Raw genomic sequence first — 25,826 nt, forward strand, 5'->3', positions numbered from 1 at the left:
CAAGGCCCGGCAAGCGCCGCAGCGCCCTTTTCCGCCGGCCGTCCCGGCTCAGCCCGGCACGCCCATCGCGAAGGCCGCCACCGGCACGGCGACGAGATCGACGGCGGCGGCGGCCACCGGCATCAGCGCGGGCCAGCGGCGCGTGGGCCCCGCCTGCGGGCGCAACCGGGCGAAGGCCAGGATCAGCATCGGCGCCAGCGGCAGGAGGTAGCGGCCCTGCGGCCCGATGATCCGGATCTCGCCGACATTCGTCCAAGTGACGTACTGCGACAGGATCACCAGCCAGAGGCAGGCGAGCGCCGCCGCCGTCAGGACCAGGCGCTCGGCCGCCGGGGGCAAGGGATTTCGGCGGTCGGCCAGGAGGATCGGGCCGACGAGGGCCACGGCCCAGAGGAGATAGAGGGGGACGGGCAGGGGCCGGTCGAGCCAGCCGAAGATGCCGATGGCGCCCTCGGCGAGGATCGTCAGGCGCTTGGCCGTGCCGAGGAAGCGCCCCGGCAGGGTCAGGAGGCGCGAGGGGTCCTCGAGGAGGACGCGGGCCTGGGCCTGCGGATCGGTGGCGGTGAAGGGGGCCGGACGCGGACCCGACCAGAGCGGACCCGCCTCGTAGGCGTGGCGCGGCACCGGCGTCGCCACGGTGGCGGTGGCGGCCACCGTCCAGATCGCGGCGGGCAGGACGGCGAGCACGGCCGCCGCGAGGCGACGCCCCATCCCGAGCCCGCCCCTTCCGCCGGGGAAGGGCACGAGCAGCATCGCCGCCAGCGCCGCGTAGGGGGGCTTGGCCAGGGCCACGAGGGCGATGCACAGGATCGCCCCCGAGAGCCGCGGGCCGGTGCCGCCCCCGGCGAAGGGCCGGGGCGAGAGCAGGGCGGCCGCGAGGGCGGCGAGGGCGACGATCAGCCCGTCCTGGTTGAACGAGGCCGCCAGCGACAGGGACATCGGCAGGGCGAGCACCGCGAACAGGGCGGGGCGCCCCCGCCGCGCCACGGCCAGCGCCAGGAGGCCGGCCACCAGGGTGGCCGTCGCGTTGGCGAGCCGCCCGAGATAGACGCAGGTCTCCGGCGGGAGCCCGAGCAGCCGCCCGGCCGCGAGGCCGGAGGCCGAAGGCAGGTACAGGAAGGGCGGATAGGTCGCGACCGTGTAGAGGGGCACGAACACCCGCCCCTGGGCGTCCGGCTCCCCCTCCACGGCATCGAGGATTCCGCCGAAGCTCTTCGGCCGCGAGCGGGTCACCTCGTCCCAGGCGGGGTCGATCCGCACGCCCGCCGCGACGTGGGTGGAGCCGTCCGCGTAGCGCAGGGTCTCCCGGTGGCCGACGAATTCACCGTTCATCAGCGCGGCGGCGCGGGCGAGGTGGGCCCCCTCGTCGGCCACCTCGCCCGGCGGCACGATCAGCGCGAGGGCGATGCAGACCGGGCCGCACAGGGCCAGGAAGGCGAGGCACCAGAAGGTCGCGCCCGTGGCGGCGGCGAGGAGGCGGGTCACGCGGGAAGGTTCCGCTCGGACAGGCCGGGCACGGCCTCCCCCGGCGCCCGGCGGGCGAGGATGCGGCGCAGGCGCAGCATCAGCAGCACCGTGGCGAGCGCCCCGGCCGCCAGCACCGCGAGCCGCAGCCCTTCGGCCCGCCCCACCCCGGCGGCGAGGTGGCCCCCGCCCTGGCCGAGCGCCCCGAGGGCGACGTAGGCGAAGAGCGCGGGCAGGGCCGCCAGGGTGCCGATGGCGTAGTCCCGCAGCGCCACGGCGCTGGCCCCCAGCGCGAGGCTCGTCGGCGCGAAGGGCATGATCGGCGAGAGGCGGATCAGGCAGACGAGGCGCCAGCCCTCCGTCGCGAGGGCGCCGTCGAGAGCGGCGAGGCGCGATCCGCCGAACCGGGCCAGCGCCCGCGCCCCGATGACCGAGCGGGCAAGGGCGAAGGAGAGGAGGGCGCCGGCCATCGTTCCCGCCGCCGCGACGGCGAAGCCCAGGACGGGACCGAGGAGGGCCCCCGCCGCGATGCCGATCGCCGAGGCCGGCAGGACGCCGGAGGCCGCCACCAGGGCCTGGATCGCCAGCAGCATCGCCGGCCCGGCCGGGCCGAGCTCCGCGACCCGGGCCGCGAGGTCCCGGGCCGCGTCGGGCGCGAGGATTCCCGCGGCGAGCGGCGCCGCGGCCAGCCCCGCGAGGAGGCCGAGGCCCGCGAGGCGGGTGAGCGGCGGGAGCGTCACGGGCGCGCTCCGAGCGGCGTCTCCTCGTCGGCGAAGAGCGGGTCCGAGCGCAGGCCCGAGAGGTGCAGGCGGTAGGCGAGGCTCGTGCGCAGCACGCCGAGCCCGTAGAGGCAGGAGCGCCGGAAGTCGATCGAGGAGGCGTCGTCGAAATACCGGGTCGGGCAGGAGATCTCGCCGATCCCGAAGCCCTGCGCGAACGCCTGCGCCAGCATCTGGTTGTCGAACACGAAGTCGTTCGAGCAGCGGTCCAGCGGCAGGGTCTCCAGCACCGCCCGGCTCCAGGCGCGGTAGCCGGAATGGTACTCGGAGAGCTTCTGGCCCATCAGGAGGTTCTGCACCAGGGTGAGCGCGCGGTTGGCAACGTACTTGTAGACCGGCATCCCGCCCTTGAGCGCCCCGTTGCCGAGGATGCGCGAGGCCAGCACCGCGTCGTACTCGCCCGAGACGATCATCGAGGCCATCGCCGTCACGAGGCGGGGAGCGTACTGGTAGTCCGGGTGGAGCATCACCACCACGTCGGCCCCGCGCTCCAGCGCCGTGCGGTAGCAGGTCTTCTGGTTGCCGCCGTAGCCGAGGTTTTGCGCGTGGCGCACCGTGTGGATGCCGAGGCGCCGGGCCACCGCCACCGTCTCGTCCCGGCTGGCGTCGTCGATGAGGATCACGTCATCGACGATGTCGAAGGGGATCTCCCGGTGGGTGCGCTCCAGGGTCGCCGCCGCGTTGTAGGCGGGCAGGACGACGGCGATGCGTTTTCCGTGAAGCATGGGCAGGTCTTCGTCGGCGCTCAGGCGCTCGCGCCGGGGCGCGGGCGCGCCGGGGCGGCGGGGGAGGGAAGGGGGTTTGACCGGAGGTCCGCGCGGATCGCCGGGAGGGCGGCGGCGAGCAGGCGGGCGGCCCGGAGCACCTCGCGCGCCTCGGCCCCGGAGCGGCGGGCCCCTGCCTGGGCGAGGCGCAGGGGGATCTGGCCGCAGAAGGCGGCCGCCGCGAGGGCGAGCGCCCAGGCCCGGCCGTGATGCTTGCCCGCGTAGAGGATCTCGCTGCGCAGGATGTAGAACAGGCGGTGCGCCTTGGCCTGCCGGGTGGTGCCCTGGCCGAGATGGCGGGCGGTGGGGCCGGCGAGGTGGCGCACGGACCGGCCCGTGTCCCAGGCCCGGCGGCACAGGTCCACGTCCTCGTAATAGACGAAGAACCGCTCGTCGAAGCCCCCGAGCGCGGCGAAGAGGTCCCGGCGGATCATCAGGAAGGCGCCCATCACCTGATCGACCTCCCGGTCGGTTCCGTGGTCGAACTCGCGCAGGAAGTGCGGCGGGACGAGGCGCAGGCGGTCGAGGGCGAAGGCCCGGCCGAGCATCGCCCCCGGCGCCGGGGCGCGGGCACAGGAGCGGGCGGTCGTCCCGTCCGCCTCCAGCAGGCGGGCACCGACGATGCCCGTGCCGGGATCGGCGAGGAGGGCGGCGAGGGCGCGGACCGGCGCGTCGGGGGCGACCTGGGCATCGGGGTTGAGGAAGAGGATCGCCGGGGCCTCGCCCCAAGCATCGCCCACGTCGAACGCACCCTGGTTGCAGGCCCGGCCGAAGCCGCGGTTCTCGCCGTTGCGGATCAGCCGGAACGGGCCGGGGAGGGCGGGCAGGCCCTCGAGGGAGCGGTCGCTGGAGGCGTTGTCGACCACCGTCACCGCGATGCGCTCCGCGCCCTCGGCACAGGCCAGCGCGGCGAGGCACTGCCGCAGCAGGTCCCCGCCGTTCCAGTTGACGATCACGACGTCGAGGTCGGCCATCAGTCGAAGCTCCTCGGCGGTCCGAGGCGGCCCAGGAGGCCGTCCCGCGCGGCGGCGGCGAGGCGGGCGAGCACGGCGGGGCGGCAGCCGGAATCGGCCCAGTACAGGGCCGCCTGGGCGGGCAGGTAGAGCCCCTGCCTCAGCTTCCATGCCAGGGGCAGGTGGGGCAGGCGCCACGCGTAGACGCTGTTCCTCAGGTAGGTCGCCATGCGGAACAGGGGCTGGCGCGGCATGGCGATGCCGAAGGCGCGGATCGTCCCTCCCCCGACCCGGTGCGGGAGGGAGACGGCCGGATCGCAATAGCAGCCGTGGCCGAGGCTCCAAGCGCGAAAACACCATTCGAGCTCGACGGCGTCGATGAAGAAATCCGTCCGAAAGAGGCCGACCCGTGCGGCGGCGGGGAGGTCGATCAGCGAGCCGGAGGTCGCCAGGAACTGCACCGGGCGAAGGGCCTCCGCCGCGTCGGCGCCGGGACGGAACGGGTAGGCGGGGACCTTGTGGCCGGGCGCCGCCGCCGGGGCCGGGCCGACCACGGCCGGGGACAGGCCCCGCGCCGCCAAGCGGTCGCGCCCCGCCAGGAGCGCCTCCGGCAGGCCGGGATCGGCCGCCGCGTCCTGATCGAGGCAGTACAACGCCTCCAGCCCCGCCTCCCGCGCCGCCGCAACGAGGCGGTTCAGGGCCTCGGCGATGCCGAGGTTGGCGCCGGGGCGGACGGGATCGGTGAGCACCGTGATGCCCGCCCGCGCCAGCGCCTCGGCCTCCGCCGGGGCGAGCGGCGAGTTGGCGAAGGCGAAGCGGCGCCCGAGCCCGGCGGGCAGGCGCTGCGGCAGGGCCGCGATCTGGGCCTCCGTCGGACGGAACAGGGTGATCCCGGCGGCGATACGGCCGAGCCCCCCGGCGGGGACGGCAACCGCCGGCTCCGGGGAAGGGGACGGCATGGAGGAACGGATCCGGCTCTCGGCTTTCGACGCTTGCGTGGTGAAGGGCGCAATGCGGTTTTCATGAGGCCGAGGGGGCGTGTGGGGGGCTTGGCCCGTGCGGAACGGGGGGGTGCCCCCCCCTCGTCGGGGGCGAAGCGAGGCGGCAGCCGACGGTGAGGGGGCGTGCCGAACGAGATACCTCCGGAAGACCCCCTCGCCGCCGCTTCCCCCCGGACACGACATGGTGTCCGGGGGGCCTCTCCCAGCAGGCGGGGAGAGGGAGAACCCGCGCCGACGGCCCCGCCCCCTTCTCCAACACCACCACCACCCCTAGAGTCCCCCGGCAATGGCGGCTCTCGCCACCGGAAGGGGCAGGGATGGCCGCTCGTCTGTGGATTGCACTCGCCGCCGTTCTGCTCGCCGGGACGGGCGCGGCCTGGGCCGCCTCCGCCCCCGCCGTCGAAGCCGAGAACGGGATGGTGGTCTCCTCGCAAGCCCTCGCCTCGCGGGTGGGGGCCGATATCCTCGCGGCGGGGGGCAACGCCGTCGATGCGGCGGTGGCCGTGGCCTTCGCGGAGGCCGTGGTGAACCCCTGCTGCGGCAACCTCGGCGGCGGCGGCTTCCTGCTGCTCCACACCGCCGACGGGCAGAGCCGCTTCGTCAATTTCCGTGAAAAGGCCCCCGAAGCGGCCTCACAGGACATGTATCTCGACGGGGCCGGCAACGTGGTGAAGGGGGCGAGCCTGCGCGGCTGGAAGGCCGCCGGCGTGCCCGGCACGGTGCTCGGCCTCACGACCGCCCTCGCCCGCTACGGCACCCTGCCGCTGGCCCGCGTCGTCGCCCCGGCGGTGGGGCTCGCCCGCGACGGTTTCGTTCTCACCCGGGGCGACACCGACATCCTCGCCACCGGCACCCGCCGCTTCGCGAGGGATCCCGCCATCGCCCGGATCTTCCTGCGGCCGGACGGGACGCCGTTCCAGCCCGGCGACCGGCTGGTGCAGGCGGACCTCGCGGGGACGCTGGAGGCCATCGCGAAGGGCGGGGCGGACGCGTTCTACAAGGGCGACATTCCCCGCGCGGTCGAGGCGGCCTCCCGCGCGGGCGGCGGCCTCCTCACGGCGGCGGACTTTTCCGCCTACACCGTCACGGAGGAGGCGCCGCTCACCTGCACCTATCGCGGGGCGACGATCCTCGCCGCGCCGCCACCCTCCTCGGGAGGGACGACCCTGTGCGAGATGCTGACGATCCTCGACGGCTACGACATCGCCGGGGCGGGGTTCAACTCGGCCCGCAGCGTCCACCTCATGGTCGAGGCGATGCGGCGCGCCTATGCCGACCGCAACGCCACGCTCGGCGACCCGGCCTTCGTGAAGAACCCGGTCGCGACGCTGATCTCGCCGGACTACGCGGCCCGGATGCGCGCCACGATCCGCCCCGACCGGGCGACGCCCTCCGCCGAGGTGCGGCCGGACCCGTCCCTGCTGCCGGAGGAGAAGCGGGAGACCACCCACATCTCCGTCCTCGACAAGGCGGGCAACGCGGTCTCGCTCACCTACACGATCAACGGGTATTTCGGCGCCGGGGTGATGGCGCCGGGCACCGGGTTCTTCCTCAACAACGAGATGGACGACTTCACCGTCAAGGTCGGCACGCCCAACCTGTTCGGGCTGGTGCAGGGCACCGCCAACGCCATCGCGCCGGGCAAGCGCCCCCTCTCGTCCATGGCCCCGACCCTGGTCCTGCGCGAGGGCAAGCCGGTGATGGTGGTCGGCTCGCCGGGGGGCTCGCGGATCATCACGATCAACGCGCAGACCATCATGAACATGCTGGATTTCGGGATGCAGCCGCAGGAAGCGGTGGACGCCCCGCGCATCCACCACCAATGGCTCCCGGACACGGTCTACGCCGAACCCTTCGCCCTCTCGGCGGACACGCTGGCGATCCTGAAGGGCATGGGCCACGCCGTCCAGGTCCAGACGCCCTGGGGCGCGCAGGAGCTGATCGCGGTGAGGGGCGCGGCGCCGACGGGGGAGGGGCCGGATTCCTCCGGCAACGATTCCTCACGCACCGAGGGGATGCGCCCCGGCCTGATCTACGGCGCGAACGACAACCGCCGCCCGGCGGGCGCGGCGATCGGGCATTAGGCGGAATGCCGGAACCGGTGCGCCCGGCGGGGGTGGGGCTGCGATCAGTTGATCACGCAGAACCCGGCGCCGGTGCCGATCTTGCGCTCGGGCGGGCAGGGGGGGCGGGCGGCGGCGGCCGTCGTGGGCCCCTCGATCGAGCCGGTGGTACCGGGCTCCAGGCCGCGCAGCCACGGCTTCGCCGGCTGCACCGGCGGCGCGCGGAAGGACTCGGCGCGGCTCGCTTGCGCCGGGGCGGCGAGCATGAGCCCAGTGGCGGACAACGTGGCAGCGAACGCAGCGAACCGCTTCATCGAATCGTCCCCTTCCCACTGCCCTCGCACCCTGGATGGGCGAGGCGCCGCGGGAAGTGTCCTCGACAGGCGTTAAGGCCGCGCGAAGAAGGGTGGTTAAAGGAATCTCGGATCGTCTCACGCCGAAACGGATGTGGCTCACCCGATCGGCCACGGCGTCAGAACCCCGGCCACGCTCCGGGGACCGTGCCGCCATAGCCCCAGCCCGTGAAGGGCGGCGCCGCGACCCGCTCCCGGGTCGCCGGGGCGAGGCGGCTCTCCGGGGGACGCCCGTCCTCCCAGGCGGGCCAGAGGGCGGACCGGTCGCGCAGCGCCATCCGGGCGAGGCCGCGCTCCGAATCGGTGGCCGTCCCGGCGTGGCGGGGATGGCGCGGGCGCGCCTCCGCCGGACAGGCGGCCGTCACGAGCAGCGCGGCCGCCAGCAGACCCGTCGCCGTCCGGGAGGCGTTCACGGCCGCCCCCCTCAGAAGCCGAGGTCGTCGCCGAAGGCGGGGCCGTAGCCGTCGATCCCGGCCGGGACGTCGTAGTAGCGGGGGCCGTAGCCGCGGGCGCCGGTGCTCCGGGCGGGGACGGCGTAGGTGACGCCGCGCATGCCCATCTGGTCGTCGTCGTAGGAGGCGGCTCCGGCGCCGCGTCGGGCGCTGCGTACCCGCTCCCGGCCCTCGGCGACGTAGGGCGAGGCGCCCTCGATCCGCACCTGCGTGCGCCCCATGCCCTGCGCCTTCACGAGGCCGAACAGGGTCGCCGCGTTGCGCACCGAGAGGCGGACGCAGCCATGGGAGGCGGGCCGCCCGAGGCTGCGGACATGGTTCGTGCCGTGGATGGCGTGGCCCTGGTTCGTGAAGAACATGGCGTAGGGCATCGGGGCGTCGTCCCACTCCTTCGAGAAGTGGGTGCGCTCCATGCGGAAGGGGCGGAAGCTGCCGGAGGGCGTGTCGTAGCTCCCGGCCCCGGTGGAGACCGGCCAGGAGTAGCGCGGCACGCCATCGACCGCGACGCTCATGCGCTGCGTGTCCTTGTCGACGGTGATCGCCACGTCGGCGCGGGCCGCCGGGGCGGCGAGGGCGAGGAGGAGGACGGACAGGAGAGTCGCGGATCGGGCACGCATCTGGGGGTCCCCCAAGGACTCGGTGGCAAGGGATTCGTGAGCGGAACGTCGAGGGCGAAGCGGGCAGGGGCTGGGCGCTCGCCCGAGTGACGGACGACCCTTCGCGAGCTACGCCGTAGGACCCCATCGGTTCCCGGTCCACCGGGTCACGATGCGGAGCCGGGCGCGGGCGGGACTCGCGTTCGCTCCGGGACTGGATTACCGCAGCACCTCCCTGCGTGGTCTGACCCCGCCCCCAACCCCGGACCGGCCGATGAAGCTGCTCTATTCCCCCGCCTCGCCCTACGCCCGCAAGGTGCTGGTGCTCGCCCACGAGACCGGTCAGGCCGACGCGATCACGGTGCAGGGCGCCACCCCGTCGCCCACCGCCGGCGCCCCGGACGTCACCGCCCACAACCCCCTCGGCAAGGTCCCGGCCCTGATCCTCGACGACGGCAGCTGCCTGTACGACAGCCGGGTGATCTGCGAATTCCTCGACGCCCGGTCGAAGGGTCCGCGCCTGTTTCCCGAGGGGGAGGCGCGCTGGGACGCCCTGGTCCGGCAGGCCCTGGCCGACGGCCTGCTCGATGCCGCCCTCATCACCCGCTACGAGCGGGTGCTCCGCCCGGAGGGCCTGCGCTGGGACGCCTGGGACGCGGGCCAGATCGGCAAGATCGAGGCCGCCCTCGACCGGATCGAGGCCGTCGTCGCCGACATGCCGGTCCTCGACATCGGCACGGTCGCGATCGCCTGCGCCCTCGGCTACCTCGACTACCGCTACCCCGACCTCGCCTGGCGCGAGGGGCGGCCCGCCACCGCCGCGTGGTACGCGGTGTTCGAGGGCCGGCCCTCGATGACGGCCACCGAGCCGCCCAAGGGGTAAGGCGAGGGCCGGGCGGGATCCGGTCCCGCCCCCCCCCGAGGGCCGTGCGGACCGCGCCGGGAAGCCGGTCGCGCCCGACGGCGCCATTGCCGAATACCGATGATGATGTCCGGTGGCGCGCACCGATGCTTCGCACGCGAGGCATCGGTGCGTCGTTCCGCCAATTCGATTGCGCGGGCATCGCACGAATTCAGATCAGAACAGTCCATCGGCGCGCCGTGGCACGCTCGATGCTTACACCCTGCCGCATCGAGGCCGTGTCGTGGCCTCGCCTCCGGTCAACCCGGCAGCAAGCCGACCGCCCGGGGCGAGGCTCGGCAGGGCGCCGATGCGCGCCACTCGACAGTATTCGAAGATCAGGATCGGTGTTCGACGCCGCGATTCCGGGGATTGCGGTCCCGTCCATGATGATTTCCACCGGATCTCGCCGGTGACGGGCATTTACTGGCCATTAAGCTGGTTGCACGTTGCTTATCACCTCACGCCGAGCTTGTGGTAGGAGTCAAGTATTCAGGCGGATGCATAAAATTTGCATCAATATTGCCGAATTTTTGTGCCGATCAGAGGATAAACGACCGTGATCGACCTGACTGGCTACAAGCTGACGTTTTCCGACGAATTCAACGCGCGCAGCATCTCGCAGACCGGCGCCGGCACGACCTGGGCGGACATCCGTTCCGAATGGCGCTACGACGCCCATTCCGACATCGGGTTCGGCAAGTCCTCCTTCGTCGATCCCGCCTCGGGCTACGATCCCTTCAAGGTCGCGGGCGGCGCCCTGGCGATCACCGCCGTCCCCGACCGGACGCCCTCGGGCTATCCGGGCAGCTGGGAATCGGGGCTGATCACCACGCAGGGCCATTTCTCGCAGACCTACGGGTATTTCGAGATCCGGGCGGATTTCTCCGACGCCAAGGGCGGATGGGACGCCTTCTGGCTCCTGCCGGACAAGCCGGCGCCGAACCCCAACCAGCGTCCGGGCTGGCAGGAACTCGACGTGGTCGAGCATTACGGCGTCAACGACAAGGGCGTCTACAGCACGATCCATACGACGGATCAGACGCCGAACATCCCATGGCAGGTGAACCGGCAGGTCTACAGCGAACTCGGCCAGGCCGGCGGGTATCACACCTACGGCATGGACTGGCAGAAGGATAAGATCAGCTTCTACGTGGACGGCCAGTTCGTCGGCGCCCAGGCGACCCCGAGCGACATGACCGGGCCGATGTACCTCCTGGCCGATCTCGCGACGCAGGACGATGCCGACCCCGCCGGCGGGCCGATCACGATGAAGATCGACTACATCCGCGCCTATTCCAAGGATCCCCACGCGGTGGCGGTCAACCTCGACACCGTCTCGCCGCCCGACGGGAAGGATCCCGGCCTCTACGGCGCCACCAGCGCCAACTCCCCCGCCCCCGTTCCGGCCGGGTCTTCCTCCCCGGCGAGCCTCGGCACCGGGCCGGACACCCTGGTCCTCAAGATCAGCCAGGACGCCTACAAGGGCGACGCCCAGTACACCGTCTCCGTCGACGGGAAGCAGGTCGGCGGCACCTACACGGCCCATGCCGCCCACGGCGCCAACCAGTTCGACACCCTGACCCTGCACGGCGACTGGGCTCCGGGCGACCACAGGGTCTCCCTGACCTTCCTCAACGACGCCTACGACGGCACCCCCGCCACCGACCGGAACCTCTACCTCGACGGCGCCACCTACAACGGGGCCGAGGTTGCCGGGAGCCACCTGACCTTCCTCAGCGCGGGAACGCAGTCCCTCGCCGTCCACGACTGGCTCCTGGCCTGACGTCCCGCGCCCGGGCGGGGGCCCGCTCCGGCCCGGGCCCGGGACCTCAGCGCGGCGCTACGGCGTAGGGATGCGACGAGGCGAGCGGGTCGGCGAAGAAGCCCTCGACCGTGGCCGCTCCGGTGCCGAAGGTGATGAGCAGGAAGCCGCCGGCCAGCGCGATGTTCTTCAAAAAATCCCAGAACAGCTCCCGGCCCCGCCCGCCGGTCCAGAAGTCGCCGGGCGCCCAGAACCGCTTCCAGAGGAGCGCCGTGACGCCGCAATAGCCGGCCATCACGAAGGCGGCGGCCCGGTCGCAGATCCCCGTCAGAATGCAGGCCGACATCCCGATCTCGACGCACAGGCCGAGCAGGATCAGGACCACGGCGGGGCCGGTGGCATGCACCGCCTGCTTCGCCTGGCCCACGGCGCCGCGGAAGTTCAGGATCTTGTCCAGGGCGCTGAAGGGCAGGAACAGCAGCACGAGGAGCAGGCGGACGAGGAAGGCGATTCCGACGCCGAGGCTGAGGCTGGTCATCCGGGCTGTCGTCTCCGATCCGGCCGGGGCAGGCTGCCGACGAAAGCCGCGAGGACGCCGAAGGTTTCTCGCCGCCGTCCCGTGACAGGGGCGGCGGATTGATAGGAAACCCCGCCGAAGGCCCCCCGGACGCGCTTTCGAGCGGAGCCGTTCGGGACTAGTCTGCCTCCGCCCATCACGACGATGCGGGAGAGACCGGGACCGTCCGCGTAGAGACGGCCCGGCGCCGACGGAGCAACCGCCCCGGAAACTCTCAGGCACCAGAACCGTGTCGTCTGGGCGATCTGGAGAGCGGTGCGGCGGTCATCCCGCTGGCACCCGCCGAAGGGGACGTCCGGCCACACCGCCCCGCCAAGGCGGCGCCGGATCAAGCTCTCAGGCACCGGGACAGATGGGGCGCAACCGGCCGGCTTCACACGACGCCGGCGCTCTGCGTCCTCTGGTTCGGAGTGCCACTCCCATGACCCATCTCGCCGTGATCGGCGCCGGCATCACCGGCGTGACCACCGCCCACGCCCTCAACGCCCGGGGCTACCGAGTCACCGTCCTCGACCGCAACCGCTACGCCGCGATGGAGACCTCCTTCGCCAATGGCGGCCAGCTCTCGGCCTGCAACGCGGAGGTCTGGAACAAGGTCTCGACCGTCATCCAGGGCCTGCGCTGGATGACGCGGCGGGACGCGCCGCTGCTGATGAACCCCACCCCCTCCTGGCACAAGCTGTCGTGGATGGCCGAGTTCGTCCGCGAGATCGCCCATTACCGCGAGAACACCCTGGAGACGGTGCGCCTCGCGATCCGCGCCCGGGAGACGCTGTTCGCCATGGCCCGGGAGGAGGGGATCGACTTCGACCTCAAGACCCGCGGGATCCTGCACTTCTACCGGGACGAGGCGGCCTTCCGGAAGGCGCACGGCGTCAACGCCCTGCTGACCCAGGGCGGGCTCGACCGCTACGCCGTCACGCCGGAGGAGATCCGGGCCATCGAGCCGACCCTCTCGGGCTCGTATTTCGGCGGGTTCTTCACCCCCTCCGACGCCACGGGCGACATCCACAAGTTCACCCGCGGGCTGGCCGCCGCCTGCGCCCGCAAGGGCGTTCGCTTCGTGCAGGATGCCGCCGTCGAGGCGATCCTGCCGGAGGAGGGCGGGCACGTGGTGCGCTGGCGCCCGGCCGGGCGGGGGGAGGCCGCGCCGCAGGCCGAGCGCTTCGACGCGGTGGTGATCTGCGCCGGCACGGCGAGCCGCGAGTTCGCGGCGATGCTCGGCGACCGGGTGAACGTCTACCCCGTGAAGGGCTACTCGATCACCGTGAACCTCCACAGCCCGCGGGCGCAGGCCGCCGCGCCCCAGGTCAGCATCCTCGACGAGGCGACGAAGATCGTCACGAGCCGCCTCGGGGACGACCGCTTCCGGGTGGCCGGCACCGCCGAGTTCAACGGCTTCAACCGCGACATCCGCCACGACCGGATCCAGCCCCTGGTGGACTGGACCCGCGAGCAGTTCCCCGGCATCGACACCGATCGGGTGGTGGCCTGGAGCGGCCTGCGGCCGATGCTGCCGTCCATGCTGCCGAAGGTCGGGCGCGGGCGCCGGCCGGGGGTGTTCTACAACACCGGCCACGGCCATCTCGGCTGGACCCTCTCGGGCGCCACCGCCGGCCTCGTCGCGGAGGCCGTGGGGGCGGAGCTGGCGCCGGAGGCGGCGGGGGTGAGGCTCGCGGCGTAGGGGAGGGAGTCTCTTCTCTGGGTCACGGCGTCATCGCGAGCAAAGCGAAGCGACCCAGGCACGCGCCGGCATCGCAAGCGGCCCGCTACCGTGCGTTGCTTTGCTGCGCTCGCGCTGACGCCAAGGGCCCGAAGCACACTCGCAATTTTGAATAATGAATGCGCGGCGCTACGATCGCCGCCGGAAGGCGCGATGATGACCGAACCCGCCTACATCGACCCCGTCGACGGATCGACCTACCCGATCGACACGCCGCGCTGGCGCTCGGAGGCCGGGCGGCCCCTGATGGTCACCGACCTGCCGGGCATCGGGCGGGAGGGGATCGACACGGGCTCGCGCTCCCTCTGGCGCTACGCCGGGGCCTTCCCCGTGGCGGTCTCCGACCCGATCACCCTGGGCGAGGGCTGCACGCCCCTCGTGCGGCGCCCCTGGGACGGCGGCCACGCCCATTTCAAGCTCGAATGGTTCTCGCCCTCCGGCAGCTTCAAGGACCGGGGCGCCGCGGTGATGCTCTCGATCCTGCGGCAGCAGGGAATCGGGGCGGTGCTGGAGGATTCCTCCGGCAACGGCGGGGCGGCGGTGGCGACCTACGCGGCGGCCGCCGGGATGCGCGCCAAGATCCTCGTGCCCGCCTCGACCTCGCCCGCCAAGACCGTGCAGATGCGGGCCGCCGGCGCCGAGATCGAGCTCGTCCCCGGCACCCGCCAGGACACCGCCGACGCCGCCGTGGCGCAGGCCGAGTCGATCTTCTACGCCAGCCACAACTGGCAGGCGCATTTCCTCCAGGGCACCAAGACGCTCGCCTACGAATTGTGGGAGGATCTGGGCTTCCGCGCGCCGGATGCGGTGATCATCCCCTGCGGCGCGGGCAGCAACGTCCTCGGCTGCGACATCGGCTTCCGCGAGTTGCTCGCCCGGGGCGAGATCGCCCGGCTGCCGCGCCTCTACGCCGTCCAGCCGGCCCATTGCGCGCCCCTCCATGCCGGCTTCGCGGCGGGGGCGGAGGCGGCCCTGCCGATCACGCCCCGGCCGACGCTGGCCGAGGGGGCGTCCATCGCCCAGCCGGTGCGCGGGCGGGAGGTGCTGGCGGCGCTGCGCCGCTCCGGCGGCGGCACCGTCGCGGTGTCGGAGGAGGCCATCGAGGCGGCCCTCCACCGGCTCGCGCGCTCGGGCCTCTACGTCGAGCCGACCTGCGCCATGGCGGCGGCGGCCCTCACCGACCTGACCGGGCGCGGGGCGATCCGCGCCGGGGAGACGAGCGTCGCGGTCCTCACCGGAACCGGCATCAAGTCCACGCCGCGCATCGCCGACCTGCTCGACGCCCGAGCCTGACCCCCACACCCAGGAGGAACGCCATGGCCCACACGAGCCCCGCCACCGTCGGCATGCCGGTCGAGGAGATCGACACCCCCTGCCTCGTGGTCGATCTCGACGCCTTCGAGCGCAACGTCGACAAGCTCGGCCGCTACATGAGGGATCACGGCCTGCGCCACCGCGCCCACGCCAAGACGCACAAATCCGCCGACATCGCCAAGGTGCAGATCGAGCGGGGAGGGGCCTGCGGCGTCTGCTGCCAGAAGGTCGGCGAGGCCGAGGCCCTGGTGGAGGCCGGCCTCCGCGACGTGCTGGTGTCGAACCAAGTGGTGGCCCCCAAGAAGATCGCGCGGCTCGCGGCGCTGGCCACCCGCGCCAGGGTGCTGGTCTGCGTGGACGACCTCGGCAATGTCGACGACCTCTCGGCCGCGGCGGTGGAGGCGGGGTCCACCCTCGAGTGCCTCGTGGAGATCGATGTCGGCGCGGGCCGCTGCGGCGTCGCGCCGGGCGAGGCGGCAGTCGCCCTCGCCCGGCGCATCGCCGACCGGCCGGGGCTCGCCTTCGCCGGGCTCCAGGCCTACCAGGGCCGGGCGCAGCATGTCCGCGACCACGGGGAGCGCCGGGCGCTGATCCAGACGGCCATCGACGAGACGAAGCGCACCGTGGCGCTTCTCGAGGCCGAGGGGCTCCCCTGCGCCATCGTCGCGGGGGCCGGTACCGGCAGTTTCGAGATGGAAGGCGCGAGCGGCGTCTACAACGAGCTGCAGTGCGGCTCGTACGTGTTCATGGACGCGGACTACCAGCGGGTGCGCGATTCGGGCGACCGGCCGATCTCGGAGTTCGAGAACAGCCTGTTCATCCTCACGGCGGTGATGAGCAAGGCCAAGCCCGACATCGCGATCTGCGATGCCGGCCTGAAGGCCCAGAGCGTCGACAGCGGGATGCCGCTGGTCTTCGGCCGGAGCGACGTCGAATACCTCAAGGCCTCCGACGAGCACGGGGTCATCGCCGATCCGGGCAACGTGCTCCGGCTCAACGACCGGCTGAGGCTGATCCCCGGCCATTGCGACCCGACGGTGAACGTCCACGACTGGCTGGTGGGCGTGCGCGACGGACGCGTCGAGGCCCTGTGGCCGGTGACGGCGCGGGGGGCCTTGTTGTAGGAGGCCGCCCGACGGCGGGGGAGTTCCCCGCCCTCGCGAGCGGCCGTGCAGGAAGGGTCCGTTTGCGCTACGAGCGCCGGTGACATGACCGAGACCCCGATCCCCAAAGACATCCGCGTCGTCGGCATCGGCACCGGCGATCCCGAACACCTGACCCTGCAGGCGGTCCGCGCCCTCGGGCAGGTCGATGTCGTGTTCGTCCTCGACAAGCGCGCCGAGACGGCGGACCTCGTGGAGGTCCGGCGGCGCGTCTGCGCGGCGCACATCGCCCGGCCCTATCGCCTCGTCACCGTGGAGGACCCGCCCCGGGAGCGGCGGCCGGCCGATTACGGCGCCACCGTCGAGGCGTGGCACGCCGCCCGGGCCGAGCGGCTGGAGGCGGCCTTCGCGGACCATCTCGGGGCAGGGGAGGTGGGCGCCCTCCTCGTCTGGGGCGACCCCGCCCTGTACGACAGCACCCTGCGCATCCTCGACCGGATCGCGGCGAGGGGGCGCCTCGCCCTCGCCTGCCAGGTGATTCCCGGCCTCTCCAGCGTGCAGGTGCTCTGCGCCCGGCACGCGGTGCCGCTCAATGCCATCGGCGGGGCGGTCTGCATCACCACCGGCCGCAGGCTCGCGGAAGGCTGGCCGGCCGGCGCCGAGAGCGTCGTGGTGATGCTCGACGGCGACCCGAGCTTCGCCGGCCTCGACCCGGACCTGACGATCCACTGGGGCGCCTATCTCGGCGCGCCGGAGGAGATCCTGGTGGCGGGCCGCCTCGGCGACGTCGCGGACGAGATCCGCCGCGTCCGCGCCGAGGCCCGCGCCCGCCACGGCTGGATCATGGACATCTACCTGTTGTCGCTGGGAAAACCGGGGATCCCCAAGGACAAGTCCCTGGGTGGGGTCCAAAGTGGCGCCCCTGGGCAGAGCCCCTGGGAGACGCAGGGCTCCGCCCCGCACCCGCCAAAGGGCTCGCCCTTTGGGAACCCGTGATGCTGCGGCTGCGGGACTATCAGCGGGCGAGCCTCGATGCGCTGGACGCCGCCTGGGGGCGGGGAGGGGAGACGGGGCTCCTCGTCGTGCTGCCCACCGGGGCGGGCAAGGCCCTCGTCATCGCGGCCCTGGCGCGGGAGACCCTGGCGCAAAACCCCCTCGCCCGCGTGGCCATCGTCACCCATAGCCGGGAACTCGTGGCCCAGAACCACGCGGAGCTGCTGCGCCACTGGCCGGAGGCCCCGGCCGGGATCTTCTCCGCCGGACTCGGGCGGCGGGAGGCGGGGGCACAGGTGCTCACCTGCTCCATCCAGTCCGTCGCCGACCGCCTCGATGCGGTCGGCCCCCGGGACCTCGTGATCGTGGATGAAGCCCACCTGATCCCCCGCGCGGCCGAGACCCGCTACGGGCGCTTCCTGGCGGGGCTCTCCGCCCTCACCCCGGCGATGCGGGTGGCGGGCTTCACCGCGACCCCCTACCGCCTCGATTCCGGGCGCCTCGACGAGGGCGAGGGCCGCCTCTTCACCCGCATCGCCTACGAGGCCGGGACCGGCGACCTGATCCGCCGGGGCTACCTCGCGCCGCTCATGTCCAAGGCGACCCTGACCCAGCTCGACGTGACGGGCGTCGGCCGCCGGGGCGGCGACTACATTCCGAGCGAGCTGGAGGCGGCGGTCAACCGCGACTGGATCACCAGGGCCGCCGTGGCCGAGATGGTGGAGTACGGGCGCGACCGCCGCTCCTGGCTCGCCTTCTGCGCCGGCCTCGCCCATGCCGCGGCCGTGCGCGACGCGGTACGGGCGGAGGGCTTCTCCTGCGAGACCATCGAGGGCGGGACGCCCAAGCGAGAGCGCGACCGCCTCGTCGCCGCCTTCCGGGAGGGCCGGATCCGCTGCCTCACCTCGGTGGGCGTGCTGGGGACGGGCTTCAACGCCCCCGGCGTCGATCTCGTGGCCCTGCTGCGGCCGACCCGGAGCACCGGGCTCTACGTGCAGCAGGTCGGGCGGGCCTTGCGCTGCGCGCCGGGCAAGGACGACGCGCTCATCCTCGACTATGCCGGGCTGGTGCGGATGCACGGGCCGGTCGATGCCGTCACCATCCGCACCGCCATCGCCGTACGGGCCGGGGCAGGGGGCGTGCGCGCCAAGCCCTGCCCCGGCTGCGGCGCCCTAATCGCCCTCAACGCCTCCACCTGCGAGGCGTGCTGGACCGAGCCGGAGACCGAGCGCGAGCCCGGCCACGACGCCGCCGCCGAGGACGAGTTGCCGATCCTGTCCGAGGCGGCCCGCCGTCCGGAGGGCCCTGCCCCCGACGGAGCGTGGCACCCGCTCACCGCCTGGCACCTGGAGGCGGCGCCGGACGGGCTCGACGTGGTGCTCGCCTGGACCGAACCCGCCGCGGGCGAGCAATCCTGGCGGGTCCGCCTGCGCCCGGAGGGCAGGGGCTACGAACGGGAGAAGGCGGTGCTGTGGTGGCGGGGCCTCGGCGGCGGCCGGGACGCCCCGATGGACGCGATGGAGTTCCTCCGCGCCGCCGACGACCTGCCGGGCTTGGGCGCCGTCCGGGTGACGGCCAAGGCCCTGTCGCGGGAACTCGCCTGCCGGGCCGCCGACGGCCGGATCCTCGGCGACGTCCACCGCCTCGCCGACCGCGCGGCCTGATCCGGCGGGGCAGGGGATGGGAAATGGGGGATGGGGGATGGGGGCCGGTGGACGGGCGGCGGGCGCCTTCGGTGCAACGGGCTGCACCACCTCAGGACCGCCCTCGCCCCCGGTCTCAGCCCCTCGACGTCATGGCGCGCGAAGCGAAGCCATCCAGGGCTGCGCCGCGGCGGGAAGCGGCCCGCCCACCAAAACCCACGCCCACGATGACGAGGGGCCGGGGCAGGGGCCTCGGACCGCCCTCACCCGAGCGCCGCGTCCCGACGCGCGGACGGGGTCATCCAGGGCTGCACCGCAGTCTGAAGCGTCCCGCGTCCCTGGACGGCTCCGCTCATTGAGACGGGGGGATGGCGCCGCCACCTAAGACCTTAACCATGGGAGGGGTACCAGCGCCCGACGAGACACCGAAGCCCCCTTCCCCCAGCCCGCCCATCTCGCGAAGTTCCATAATATATCTTATGCGAATTGCGGATGAGCGTTGGGGTACCCTGCGGTTCAGGGATCCTACCCTTACCGGACAGGGTTTCCGGGTCCGGCCGAAGAGGTCGTGGCGGATGAGAACGCCCTCCGCATCCTTGCGAGCGGAGCGGGGCCATCCAGGGCAGCGGGGCATTTCCAGGCGCGGCGCGTCCCTGGATGGCGTCGAGACGGCGGGAATCGTGACCTGTCCGGTCGGGCTCCCGGCAGGACGAGGAGGGGGATCGAGCACCCGGTCGGGGCAGGAGGTTCGTGGTCTCCGGGACCCCCTCCCCGCGCCCCCGGCCGCGGGGTGCTCCGGATCGGACCAGCCAGCCGCCGCGCGCTACCGCACCAGCATCTTGACGGCGACCTCGTAGCCGGAGCCGTCGGCGTTGATCACGAGCATCCGGAACGCGTCCGTTCCCTCGAATTTCTCGTCGGACTCGAAGGTCACGCGCTTGCCCGGCACCTTGCGGGCGTTGCAGGCGGCGAGCGGTGAGGCAGGTTCGTAGCGCGGGAAGGAATTCTCGTCCTCGACGGTGACCCGCCCGTGCTTCGGCTGGCTCAAGAGGCGGATGACGACGGGGCCCTGGCTCGAGCAATCCGGGAAGAGAGAGGTGAGGAAAGCGATCGCCCTCGCCTCGCCCTTCGGGACGATGCGGGTGAGCGGGAAGGCGATGGGCGTCTCGCTTTCAAGGACCGGCGCGGGCTGGGCAGGGGCGGGCTGGGCAGGGGCGGGCTCGGCCGCAGGCGCGGGCGCCGCCGAGACCGGGCCGGCCGTCAGTGCGAGGGCGAGGATCGCGGCGGCAAGGAAGGACAAGGCTGACATCCCCGTGACGAGCTCGCCCGCGACGCTCGCCGGGGCCCGACCTTCGGGCCTGCGGGGCAGGGCGGGGGTGACGATAGGGATCGTTCCGCTCGATCTCCGTCGTCGCCGCGCCACATCCTGTCGAAATCCGAACGAAGGCGGCACTTCGTCGATCGAATATACAATTACATCGAGATATTACTATGCAGATACAACCGAGGATTTGATCGGCTCCCGCACGGGACGATCCGGCGCGAATCACCTCGCCCGGTGCATCCGGCCGTCCCAACGGGGGCGAGGGCGCTCAAGCCCCCCTGCCCCGCTCCAGGGGCATGTCGAGGCGGAACACCGCCCCCTGCCCCGCCGCCGGAAGGCTCAGCGTGCCGCCGAGCTGGCGGGAGAGGCTGCCGACCACGCGCATGCCGAGGCTCTTCGAGGCCCGGCCGATCTCGAACCCCGCCGGCAGGCCGATACCGTCATCGGCCACCTCGACCCGCAGCCCGTCCCCGTGGAGGGTCGCCCGGATGCGGATCTCGCCGCCGTCGGGGAAGCGCGCGGCCGGATAGGCGTATTTCAGGGCGTTGGTCACGAACTCGTTCACGAGCAGGCCGATCGGGATGGCGAGGTCGGCCGACAGGCGCAGGGCGTCCGCGCGGCAGGTCAGGCGATGGGGCGGAGCGCCGCTCGCGAGGTTGCCGACGAGCTTGTCGAGGAAGGGCGCGAGGTCGATCTCGCCGGGGGGCGCCTCCCCTGCCCCGTCCACGCCCGCCTGATGGCCCTCGCGCCAGAGCTGGTCGTGCACGGTGGCGATGGCTTCCACGCGGCTGCGGGCATCCTGGAGGGCGGCGAGAACGGCGGGCTCGCCCTCGTGCGACCGGGCCTGGAGGGTCAGGAGGCTCGCCACGATGGCGAGGCTGTTCTTGACCCGGTGGCTCATCTCCCGGGCGAGCAGATCCTGCCGGGCCAGGGCGGCGCGCAGCAGGCCCTCCGTCCGCTGGCGCTCGATGGCGCTGCCCAGCAGGTTGGCGAAGCCCTGCATGAAGGCGATGTCGGCCTCCTCGAACATGCCCTCGCGGCTGTCGTCCACCTCCAGCACGCCGAAGGCGCCGTCCCGGTTCTCGATCAGGACGTTGATCGCCCGGCGGATGCCGTGGTCGGCCATGAGCTGCGGCGTGCGGAACCGGGTCTCGTCGGCGAGGTGGTTCGAGATCACGGGGCGGCCGGTCTTCAGGGCGAAACCCGCCGGGGAGGCGAGGTCGGCGCCGACCCGGGCATGGCCGATCACGTGCGGCTTCCAGCCGACGCCGGCCCGCACGAGCAGCGTGTCCTCGCCGCGCAGGTATTCCAGGGCCTTGCAGTACTCGGCGTCCATCCCCTCGGCGCAGAGTTCCGTCGCGCGCTGGAGCAGGGGATCGAGGTCGGTGGCGCGCAGCGCCTCCACCCCGAATTCCGACAGGATCGCCTGCTGGCGCAGGCGGCGCCCGGACGCGTCGCGGGTGTCGGGGGCCGAGTCCTGCTCGGGGCTCGGCTCGATGCGGGGGTCGTCGGGACGGGTCGGCATAGCGGGGCGAAACTTATCAGCGCGATGGGTTGGGCGCGAGGGTGTTGCGCGGCAGTGAACGACCCCGCGCGGCGTTTCGTCCCCGGCGGGACCCGGACGCCGTGCCGTCGCGTTGCGCCGCTACCCTCCCGAAACCCACAGGATCCGACGATGGCCGACGTCAAGGGACTCTCCGACCATGCCCTCTCGATCCTGGCCTTCGCCGCCTATCACCGGCTGGTAAGCGGCGAGCGCGTCACCTCCGTCGTGCGCAAGGACGGCGCGGGTCACGAGGCCGATCCGAAGGGCGTCGAGGAACTGACCGAACGCGGCCTCGCCACGGCGGGCGAGACGGAGATCGCGCTCGGAGACGAGGCGCAGGAGACCGTCGAGACCCTCGTCGCGGCCCTGCGCGGGGCCGTGGGGCGCTGACGCTCCCGCGGCCGGCGCAACGGGCCCGCCGGGGGCGCTCCGTCGCCTCCCCCCAGCCGTCGCGGCAGCGGCCGTCGGTGACGTAGCGCACATTTCTCGGACCAATGGGCTCGCCGCTCCGGTCCCCTCGTCTACTTGTAACCGTTCCAGCCTCACGCTGCGGAAGTGCGAGCATGACGATACCCATCAGGCTTACCCTGAACGGGAAGCCTCACGCCATCGATCTGGACGATCCCCGCATCACCCTCCTCGATCTGCTGCGGGAGCGCCTCGGCCTCACCGGCGCCAAGAAGGGCTGCGACCGGGGCCAGTGCGGCGCCTGCACGGTGCTGGTGGACGGTCGGCGGATCAACGCCTGCCTGCAACTCGCCGTCAGCCTCGACGGGGCCGAGGTGCTGACCATCGAGGGCCTGTCCGAGGGCGACGCCCTCCATCCGGTCCAGGCCGCCTTCATCGCCCATGACGGGTTCCAGTGCGGCTTCTGCACGCCGGGCCAGATCATGAGCGCCGTGGGCCTCATCCGCGAGGGCCGGGCGGGCACCGATCCCGAGCGCATCCGCGAGGGAATGAGCGGCAACCTCTGCCGCTGCGGCGCCTATGCCGGGATCCTGGAGGCGGTGAAGGACGCGAGCGCCCGCATGGAACCTCGGGAGGACGCGGCGTGATCCTGTTCGACTATTCCCGCGCATCGAGCGTCGCCGACGCCATCGCGGCGGCCCGGCAGCCGGGCAGCGCCTTCCTCGCCGCCGGCACCAACCTCGTCGATCTGATGAAGGGCGGGGTCACCAACCCGGAACGGGTCATCGACATCACCCGCCTCCCCGGCCTGTCGGGGATCGAGGCGAGGGCCGACGGGTCGCTCCGCATCGGCGCGCTCGCCCGCAACAGCGACGTGGCCGACGACCCGCATGTGGCCAGGACCTACCCGATGGTGGCCGAGGCGCTGCTGGCCGGCGCCTCTGCGCAGCTGCGCAACGCCGCCACCGTGGGCGGCAACCTGATGCAGCGGACCCGCTGTCAGTACTTCACGGACGCGGTCTCCCCCTGCAACAAGCGCCAGCCGGGCTCGGGCTGCGCGGCGCTGGGCCATGCGACGCGCATCCACGCGGTCCAGGGCTGGAGCGAGCACTGCATCGCCACCCACCCCTCGGACTTCTGCGTCCCGCTCGCCGCCCTCGACGCGTCCGTCGAGATCGAGGGGCAGGGGGGCAAACGGAGCGTCAAGCTCACGGAGTTCCACCTGCTGCCGGGCGACCATCCGGAGCGGGAGACCGTGCTGGAGCCGGGCGAGTTGGTGACCGCCCTCACCCTCCCCGCCGAGGCCGCGCAGTTTGCCGGCAACGCACGCTACCTCAAGGTCCGCGACCGGACCTCCTACGCCTTCGCCGTGGTTTCGGCCGCCGCCGCCCTGACTCTCGACGGCGGCCGGATCGGACAGGCCCGCCTCGCCTTCGGCGGCCTCGCCCTGAAGCCCTGGCGGGTGCCGGAGGCGGAAGGGTCGCTCGCCGGCAAAGCGCCCTCCCCCGAGGCCTTCGCGGAGGCCGCCCGGATCGCGCTCGACAGCGCCAAGCCCACGGGCGAGGCCAACGCCTTCAAGGTCGAACTCGCCCGGCGGGTGGCGGTCCGGGCCCTCACCTCGGCCGCCGCCGGAACGCCCGCGCGCATCCCGGCGCTGCCCGCCTCCCCCTTCGGACTCGTCTGAGGCGGCGCCGTCATCGCGAACGAGAGCGAAGCGACCTGAGGCTCGGCGGGCCGCTTCGGAACTCAGCCTGTCCCCGGATTGCTTCGCTCCGCTCGCACCGACGGGGTCGGCGAGCCGTCCATCGTCTTTCCGATGAGGATCATCCCATGACCTCGACCATCGAACCCACCCGCCACGGCTCCAGCATCGGCCAGCCCCTCACCCGTCGGGACGGCCCCCTCAAGGTGAAGGGCCAAGCGCGCTTCGCCGCCGACAACCTGCCGCCGGGCACCCTGCACGCGGCCCTCTGCGTGGCGAAGATCGCCCGCGGCCGGGTGAAAAGCCTCGACGTCGCGGCGGCCGAGGCCCATCCCGGCGTCGTCAAGGTGATGACGCCGGAGAACGCCCCGAAGCTCGCCAAGGACCCGGACCTGAAGGACGTGCCCTTCACCTTCCGGATCGACGTCCTGCAGAACGATCACGTCCGCTACGCCAACCAGCCCATCGCCGTGGTGATCGCGCAGACCCTGGAGGCCGCCACCGAGGGCGCGCGCCTGCTGGCGCCGACCTACGAGGAGGAGACCCCGCGCATCGGGCTCGATTCCGGCGAGGTCTTCACCCCGGATTCCGTCGGCGTCGGCGCCCCGGCCGAGCAGGTCGACGGCGACGTGGAGGCGGGCCTGGCTGCGGCGGCCAAGACGTTCACCGGCACCTACGAGACCCCCGCCCAGTACCACAACGCCATGGAGCCGCACGCGGCGGTGGCGAGCTGGGACGGCGACAAACTCTCCCTGTTCATGCCGACGCAGGGTCTCGCCATCGCGCAGGGGCGTCTCGGCGCCCTCTTCGGCATCAAGCCCACCGACATCCACATCGAGAGCCCCTATCTCGGGGGCGGATTCGGCTCGAAGGGCGTGCCCGCCGGGCCGCAGGTGCTGGCCTGCATGGCGGCCAAGCTCGTGGGCAAGCCGGTGAAGCTGGTCCCGACCCGCTCGCAGATGTACGGGCCGATGGGCCACCGCGGCCCGACCCGGCAGACCCTGCGGCTCGGCGCCGACGGGGCCGGAAAGCTCACGGCGCTCGATCACCACATCCTCACCGCCTCGTCGAGCTTCGACGACTTCTTCGAGCCGGCGGGCCGGGTGACCACGACCCTCTACGCCAGCCAAGCCACCGCCATCCGCCACGAGGCGGTGCGGCTCGATACCGGCACGCCGCTGTTCATGCGCGCGCCCGGCGAGGCCTCGGGCAGCGTCGCCATCGAGAGCGCGCTGGACGAACTCGCCTTCGACCTGAACATGGACCCGCTGGAGTTCCGGCTGGCCAACTACGCCGAGGTCGAGCCCTTCTCCGGCAAGCCCTTCTCCTCGAAGGCGCTGCGCGAGTGCTACGCCCGCGGCGCGCAGGCCTTCGGCTGGGCCGGGCGCCCCCTGAAGCCCCGGCAGACCCGCGACAAGGACGGCTTCCTCGTCGGCACGGGCATGGGCACCGCGACCTTCCCGGCGCTGATCTTCGAAGGGATGGCGCGGGCCGAGATCCGGGCGGACGGCTCCGGCACGGTGGAGATCGGCGCCCTCGACATGGGCCAGGGCGCCTGGACGGCGCTCGCCCAGATCGCCGCCGACGGCCTCGGCCTCGGCATGGAGGCGCTGACCTTCCGCATGGGCTCCTCCGACCTGCCGAACGCGGGCATCGCGGGCGGCTCGGGCCACACCGCCACCGCCGGCAACGCGATCCACGCGGCGGCCAAGGACGTGATCGACCAGTTGACGGCGCTCGCCGTGAACGACCAAGCCTCACCGCTCTTCGGCGCGGGCAATGCGGGCGTCACCGCCGCGGGCGGGCGCCTCACCCGTCGGGACGACCCGAGCCGCAGCGAATCCTTCGCCGACATCCTCACCCGGGCGGGCAAGGCGGCGGTCGAGGGCAAGGGCAAGGCGGGCGCCGACCCGGCCGCCCAGAACTCCTACGCGATGCACGCCCACGGGGCGGTCTTCGCGGAGGTCAAGGTCGATCCCGACCTCGGACAGGTGCGGGTGAGCCGTCTGGTCGGCGCCTTCGCGGCGGGGCGGATCATCAACCCGCACCTCGTGAGGAGCCAGTACTACGGCGGCATGATCTGGGGCCTCTCCTTCGCCCTCCACGAGCGGGCGGAGATGGACCCGCGCACCGGCCGGTTCCTCAACGACAACCTGGCCGAGTACCATGTGCCCGTGAACGCCGACATCCCGCCGATGGAGGCGATCCTCGTCGCCGAGGAGGATTCGGTGGTGAACGCGCTCGGCGTGAAGGGCGTGGGCGAGATCGGCATCACCGGCACGGCGGGTGCCATCGCCAACGCCGTGTGGCACGCCACCGGCGTGCGAGTGCGCGACATCCCGATCACGCTGGACAAGCTGCTGGGCTGAGACGGTCCGGGCGAGGGGGCTTCCCCCTCGTCC

General features: G+C 72.8%; 22 protein-coding genes, 1 pseudogene and 2 riboswitches. Of the genes and pseudogenes, 12 read left to right on the forward strand and 11 right to left on the reverse strand.

The window, feature by feature from the left end; genetic code table 11:
* Positions 1-48: 48 nt before the first annotated feature.
* Genes MFF06_RS00205 through MFF06_RS00225 form a run of 5 tightly spaced genes read right to left on the reverse strand, consistent with a single transcriptional unit; the run spans position 49 to position 4,919 of the window.
* Positions 49-1,485 carry a DUF2142 domain-containing protein gene (locus MFF06_RS00205; protein ID WP_238200958.1) on the reverse strand — a complete coding sequence of 479 codons (1,437 nt, stop codon included), beginning with the start codon at positions 1,483-1,485 and terminating at the stop codon, positions 49-51.
* Complete coding sequence (locus tag MFF06_RS00210) at positions 1,482-2,204, reverse strand: TVP38/TMEM64 family protein (RefSeq protein ID WP_238200959.1); 723 nt, start codon at positions 2,202-2,204, stop codon at positions 1,482-1,484. The genes MFF06_RS00205 and MFF06_RS00210 overlap by 4 nt, the downstream gene beginning before the upstream one ends.
* On the reverse strand, positions 2,201-2,968 hold the full coding sequence (locus MFF06_RS00215; protein WP_238200960.1) for a glycosyltransferase family 2 protein: 768 nt from the start codon (positions 2,966-2,968) through the stop codon (positions 2,201-2,203). Before MFF06_RS00215 ends, MFF06_RS00210 begins: the two co-directional genes overlap by 4 nt.
* Positions 2,969-2,988: 20 nt before the next feature.
* Positions 2,989-3,981 carry a glycosyltransferase family 2 protein gene (locus MFF06_RS00220; protein WP_238200961.1) on the reverse strand — a complete coding sequence of 331 codons (993 nt, stop codon included), beginning with the start codon at positions 3,979-3,981 and terminating at the stop codon, positions 2,989-2,991.
* Positions 3,981-4,919 carry a glycosyltransferase family protein gene (locus tag MFF06_RS00225; RefSeq protein ID WP_238200962.1) on the reverse strand — a complete coding sequence of 313 codons (939 nt, stop codon included), beginning with the start codon at positions 4,917-4,919 and terminating at the stop codon, positions 3,981-3,983. Before MFF06_RS00225 ends, MFF06_RS00220 begins: the two co-directional genes overlap by 1 nt.
* 359 nt (positions 4,920-5,278) lie before the next feature.
* Between MFF06_RS00225 and ggt the strand changes: the two genes are divergently transcribed.
* A complete protein-coding gene (ggt, locus tag MFF06_RS00230; protein ID WP_238200963.1) occupies positions 5,279-7,045 on the forward strand; it encodes a gamma-glutamyltransferase in 1,767 nt (588 codons plus the stop codon).
* A 44-nt stretch (positions 7,046-7,089) separates the two neighbouring features.
* Here the strand turns inward: ggt and MFF06_RS00235 are convergent, their stop codons facing one another.
* The 3 genes from MFF06_RS00235 to MFF06_RS00245 form a co-directional block, all read right to left on the reverse strand.
* Positions 7,090-7,338: a hypothetical protein gene (locus MFF06_RS00235; RefSeq protein ID WP_238200964.1), complete on the reverse strand. Its 249-nt coding sequence runs from the start codon at positions 7,336-7,338 to the stop codon at positions 7,090-7,092.
* Positions 7,339-7,496: 158 nt separating this feature from the next.
* Entirely contained in the window at positions 7,497-7,790 is a 294-nt protein-coding gene (locus MFF06_RS00240; protein WP_238200965.1) for a hypothetical protein, read from the reverse strand.
* Positions 7,791-7,801: 11 nt separating this feature from the next.
* Positions 7,802-8,446, reverse strand: coding sequence for a L,D-transpeptidase (locus MFF06_RS00245; RefSeq protein ID WP_238200966.1), 645 nt, complete (start codon positions 8,444-8,446; stop codon positions 7,802-7,804).
* Between the two features lie 253 nt (positions 8,447-8,699).
* Between MFF06_RS00245 and MFF06_RS00250 the strand changes: the two genes are divergently transcribed.
* Positions 8,700-9,308: a glutathione S-transferase gene (locus tag MFF06_RS00250; RefSeq protein ID WP_238200967.1), complete on the forward strand. Its 609-nt coding sequence runs from the start codon at positions 8,700-8,702 to the stop codon at positions 9,306-9,308.
* 577 nt (positions 9,309-9,885) lie between these two features.
* Complete coding sequence (locus tag MFF06_RS22605) at positions 9,886-11,112, forward strand: family 16 glycosylhydrolase (RefSeq protein ID WP_283207224.1); 1,227 nt, start codon at positions 9,886-9,888, stop codon at positions 11,110-11,112.
* 46 nt (positions 11,113-11,158) lie between these two features.
* On the opposite strand, the gene MFF06_RS00265 is transcribed toward MFF06_RS22605, so the two are convergent.
* Entirely contained in the window at positions 11,159-11,629 is a 471-nt protein-coding gene (locus MFF06_RS00265; protein WP_238200968.1) for a DoxX family membrane protein, read from the reverse strand.
* 176 nt (positions 11,630-11,805) lie between these two features.
* Positions 11,806-11,908, forward strand: a riboswitch (glycine riboswitch).
* 3 nt (positions 11,909-11,911) lie between these two features.
* A riboswitch (glycine riboswitch) is annotated at positions 11,912-12,022 on the forward strand.
* A 67-nt stretch (positions 12,023-12,089) separates the two neighbouring features.
* Here MFF06_RS00265 and MFF06_RS00270 point away from each other — a divergent pair.
* From MFF06_RS00270 to MFF06_RS00290, 5 genes and pseudogenes are all read left to right on the forward strand, one after another.
* On the forward strand, positions 12,090-13,352 hold the full coding sequence (locus MFF06_RS00270) for a D-amino acid dehydrogenase (RefSeq protein ID WP_238200969.1): 1,263 nt from the start codon (positions 12,090-12,092) through the stop codon (positions 13,350-13,352).
* Positions 13,353-13,544: 192 nt separating this feature from the next.
* The gene (locus MFF06_RS00275; protein WP_238200970.1) at positions 13,545-14,684 is read left to right on the forward strand and encodes a pyridoxal-phosphate dependent enzyme; all 1,140 of its coding nucleotides are present in this window, start codon (positions 13,545-13,547) and stop codon (positions 14,682-14,684) included.
* A 23-nt stretch (positions 14,685-14,707) separates the two neighbouring features.
* Positions 14,708-15,829 carry a DSD1 family PLP-dependent enzyme gene (locus MFF06_RS00280; protein ID WP_238200971.1) on the forward strand — a complete coding sequence of 374 codons (1,122 nt, stop codon included), beginning with the start codon at positions 14,708-14,710 and terminating at the stop codon, positions 15,827-15,829.
* An 84-nt stretch (positions 15,830-15,913) separates the two neighbouring features.
* Positions 15,914-16,669 (forward strand): annotated as a pseudogene (gene cobF, locus MFF06_RS00285) (precorrin-6A synthase (deacetylating)); the annotation flags it as partial.
* A gap of 134 nt (positions 16,670-16,803) precedes the next feature.
* The gene (locus MFF06_RS00290; protein WP_238200972.1) at positions 16,804-18,465 is read left to right on the forward strand and encodes a DEAD/DEAH box helicase; all 1,662 of its coding nucleotides are present in this window, start codon (positions 16,804-16,806) and stop codon (positions 18,463-18,465) included.
* Positions 18,466-19,267: 802 nt separating this feature from the next.
* Here the strand turns inward: MFF06_RS00290 and MFF06_RS00295 are convergent.
* Together MFF06_RS00295 and MFF06_RS00300 are read right to left on the reverse strand one after the other, a co-directional pair.
* Positions 19,268-19,744, reverse strand: coding sequence for a hypothetical protein (locus MFF06_RS00295; protein ID WP_238200973.1), 477 nt, complete (start codon positions 19,742-19,744; stop codon positions 19,268-19,270).
* 292 nt (positions 19,745-20,036) lie between these two features.
* Entirely contained in the window at positions 20,037-21,293 is a 1,257-nt protein-coding gene (locus tag MFF06_RS00300; RefSeq protein WP_238200974.1) for a sensor histidine kinase, read from the reverse strand.
* A gap of 150 nt (positions 21,294-21,443) precedes the next feature.
* Between MFF06_RS00300 and MFF06_RS00305 the strand changes: the two genes are divergently transcribed.
* The 4 genes from MFF06_RS00305 (at position 21,444) to MFF06_RS00320 (ending at position 25,793) form a co-directional block, all read left to right on the forward strand.
* Entirely contained in the window at positions 21,444-21,704 is a 261-nt protein-coding gene (locus tag MFF06_RS00305) for a hypothetical protein (protein ID WP_238200975.1), read from the forward strand.
* Positions 21,705-21,877: 173 nt separating this feature from the next.
* A complete protein-coding gene (locus MFF06_RS00310; protein WP_238200976.1) occupies positions 21,878-22,369 on the forward strand; it encodes a (2Fe-2S)-binding protein in 492 nt (163 codons plus the stop codon).
* Complete coding sequence (locus MFF06_RS00315; protein ID WP_238200977.1) at positions 22,366-23,406, forward strand: FAD binding domain-containing protein; 1,041 nt, start codon at positions 22,366-22,368, stop codon at positions 23,404-23,406. The genes MFF06_RS00310 and MFF06_RS00315 overlap by 4 nt, the downstream gene beginning before the upstream one ends.
* A 146-nt stretch (positions 23,407-23,552) precedes the next feature.
* The gene (locus MFF06_RS00320; RefSeq protein WP_238200978.1) at positions 23,553-25,793 is read left to right on the forward strand and encodes a xanthine dehydrogenase family protein molybdopterin-binding subunit; all 2,241 of its coding nucleotides are present in this window, start codon (positions 23,553-23,555) and stop codon (positions 25,791-25,793) included.
* The last annotated feature ends 33 nt before the right edge of the window (positions 25,794-25,826 follow it).

The sequence above is a fragment of the Methylobacterium aerolatum genome (genome assembly GCF_022179085.1).
Taxonomy (GTDB): Bacteria; Pseudomonadota; Alphaproteobacteria; order Rhizobiales; family Beijerinckiaceae; genus Methylobacterium; species Methylobacterium aerolatum.

Bases quoted from the DNA above. Each gene is read 5' to 3' on its own strand.
- MFF06_RS00215 (WP_238200960.1), bottom strand. From the start codon at position 2,968: ATGCTTCACGGAAAACGCATCGCCGTCGTCCTGCCCGCCTACAACGCG.
- MFF06_RS00320 (WP_238200978.1), top strand. From the start codon at position 23,553: ATGACCTCGACCATCGAACCCACCCGCCACGGCTCCAGCATCGGCCAG.
- MFF06_RS00265 (WP_238200968.1), bottom strand. From the start codon at position 11,629: ATGACCAGCCTCAGCCTCGGCGTCGGAATCGCCTTCCTCGTCCGCCTG.
- MFF06_RS00300 (WP_238200974.1), bottom strand. From the start codon at position 21,293: ATGCCGACCCGTCCCGACGACCCCCGCATCGAGCCGAGCCCCGAGCAG.
- MFF06_RS00245 (WP_238200966.1), bottom strand. From the start codon at position 8,446: ATGCGTGCCCGATCCGCGACTCTCCTGTCCGTCCTCCTCCTCGCCCTC.
- MFF06_RS00225 (WP_238200962.1), bottom strand. From the start codon at position 4,919: ATGCCGTCCCCTTCCCCGGAGCCGGCGGTTGCCGTCCCCGCCGGGGGG.
- MFF06_RS00235 (WP_238200964.1), bottom strand. From the start codon at position 7,338: ATGAAGCGGTTCGCTGCGTTCGCTGCCACGTTGTCCGCCACTGGGCTC.
- MFF06_RS00280 (WP_238200971.1), top strand. From the start codon at position 14,708: ATGGCCCACACGAGCCCCGCCACCGTCGGCATGCCGGTCGAGGAGATC.
- MFF06_RS00220 (WP_238200961.1), bottom strand. From the start codon at position 3,981: ATGGCCGACCTCGACGTCGTGATCGTCAACTGGAACGGCGGGGACCTG.
- MFF06_RS00270 (WP_238200969.1), top strand. From the start codon at position 12,090: ATGACCCATCTCGCCGTGATCGGCGCCGGCATCACCGGCGTGACCACC.
- MFF06_RS00275 (WP_238200970.1), top strand. From the start codon at position 13,545: ATGATGACCGAACCCGCCTACATCGACCCCGTCGACGGATCGACCTAC.
- MFF06_RS00305 (WP_238200975.1), top strand. From the start codon at position 21,444: ATGGCCGACGTCAAGGGACTCTCCGACCATGCCCTCTCGATCCTGGCC.
- ggt (WP_238200963.1), top strand. From the start codon at position 5,279: ATGGCCGCTCGTCTGTGGATTGCACTCGCCGCCGTTCTGCTCGCCGGG.
- MFF06_RS00250 (WP_238200967.1), top strand. From the start codon at position 8,700: ATGAAGCTGCTCTATTCCCCCGCCTCGCCCTACGCCCGCAAGGTGCTG.
- MFF06_RS00310 (WP_238200976.1), top strand. From the start codon at position 21,878: ATGACGATACCCATCAGGCTTACCCTGAACGGGAAGCCTCACGCCATC.
- MFF06_RS00290 (WP_238200972.1), top strand. From the start codon at position 16,804: ATGCTGCGGCTGCGGGACTATCAGCGGGCGAGCCTCGATGCGCTGGAC.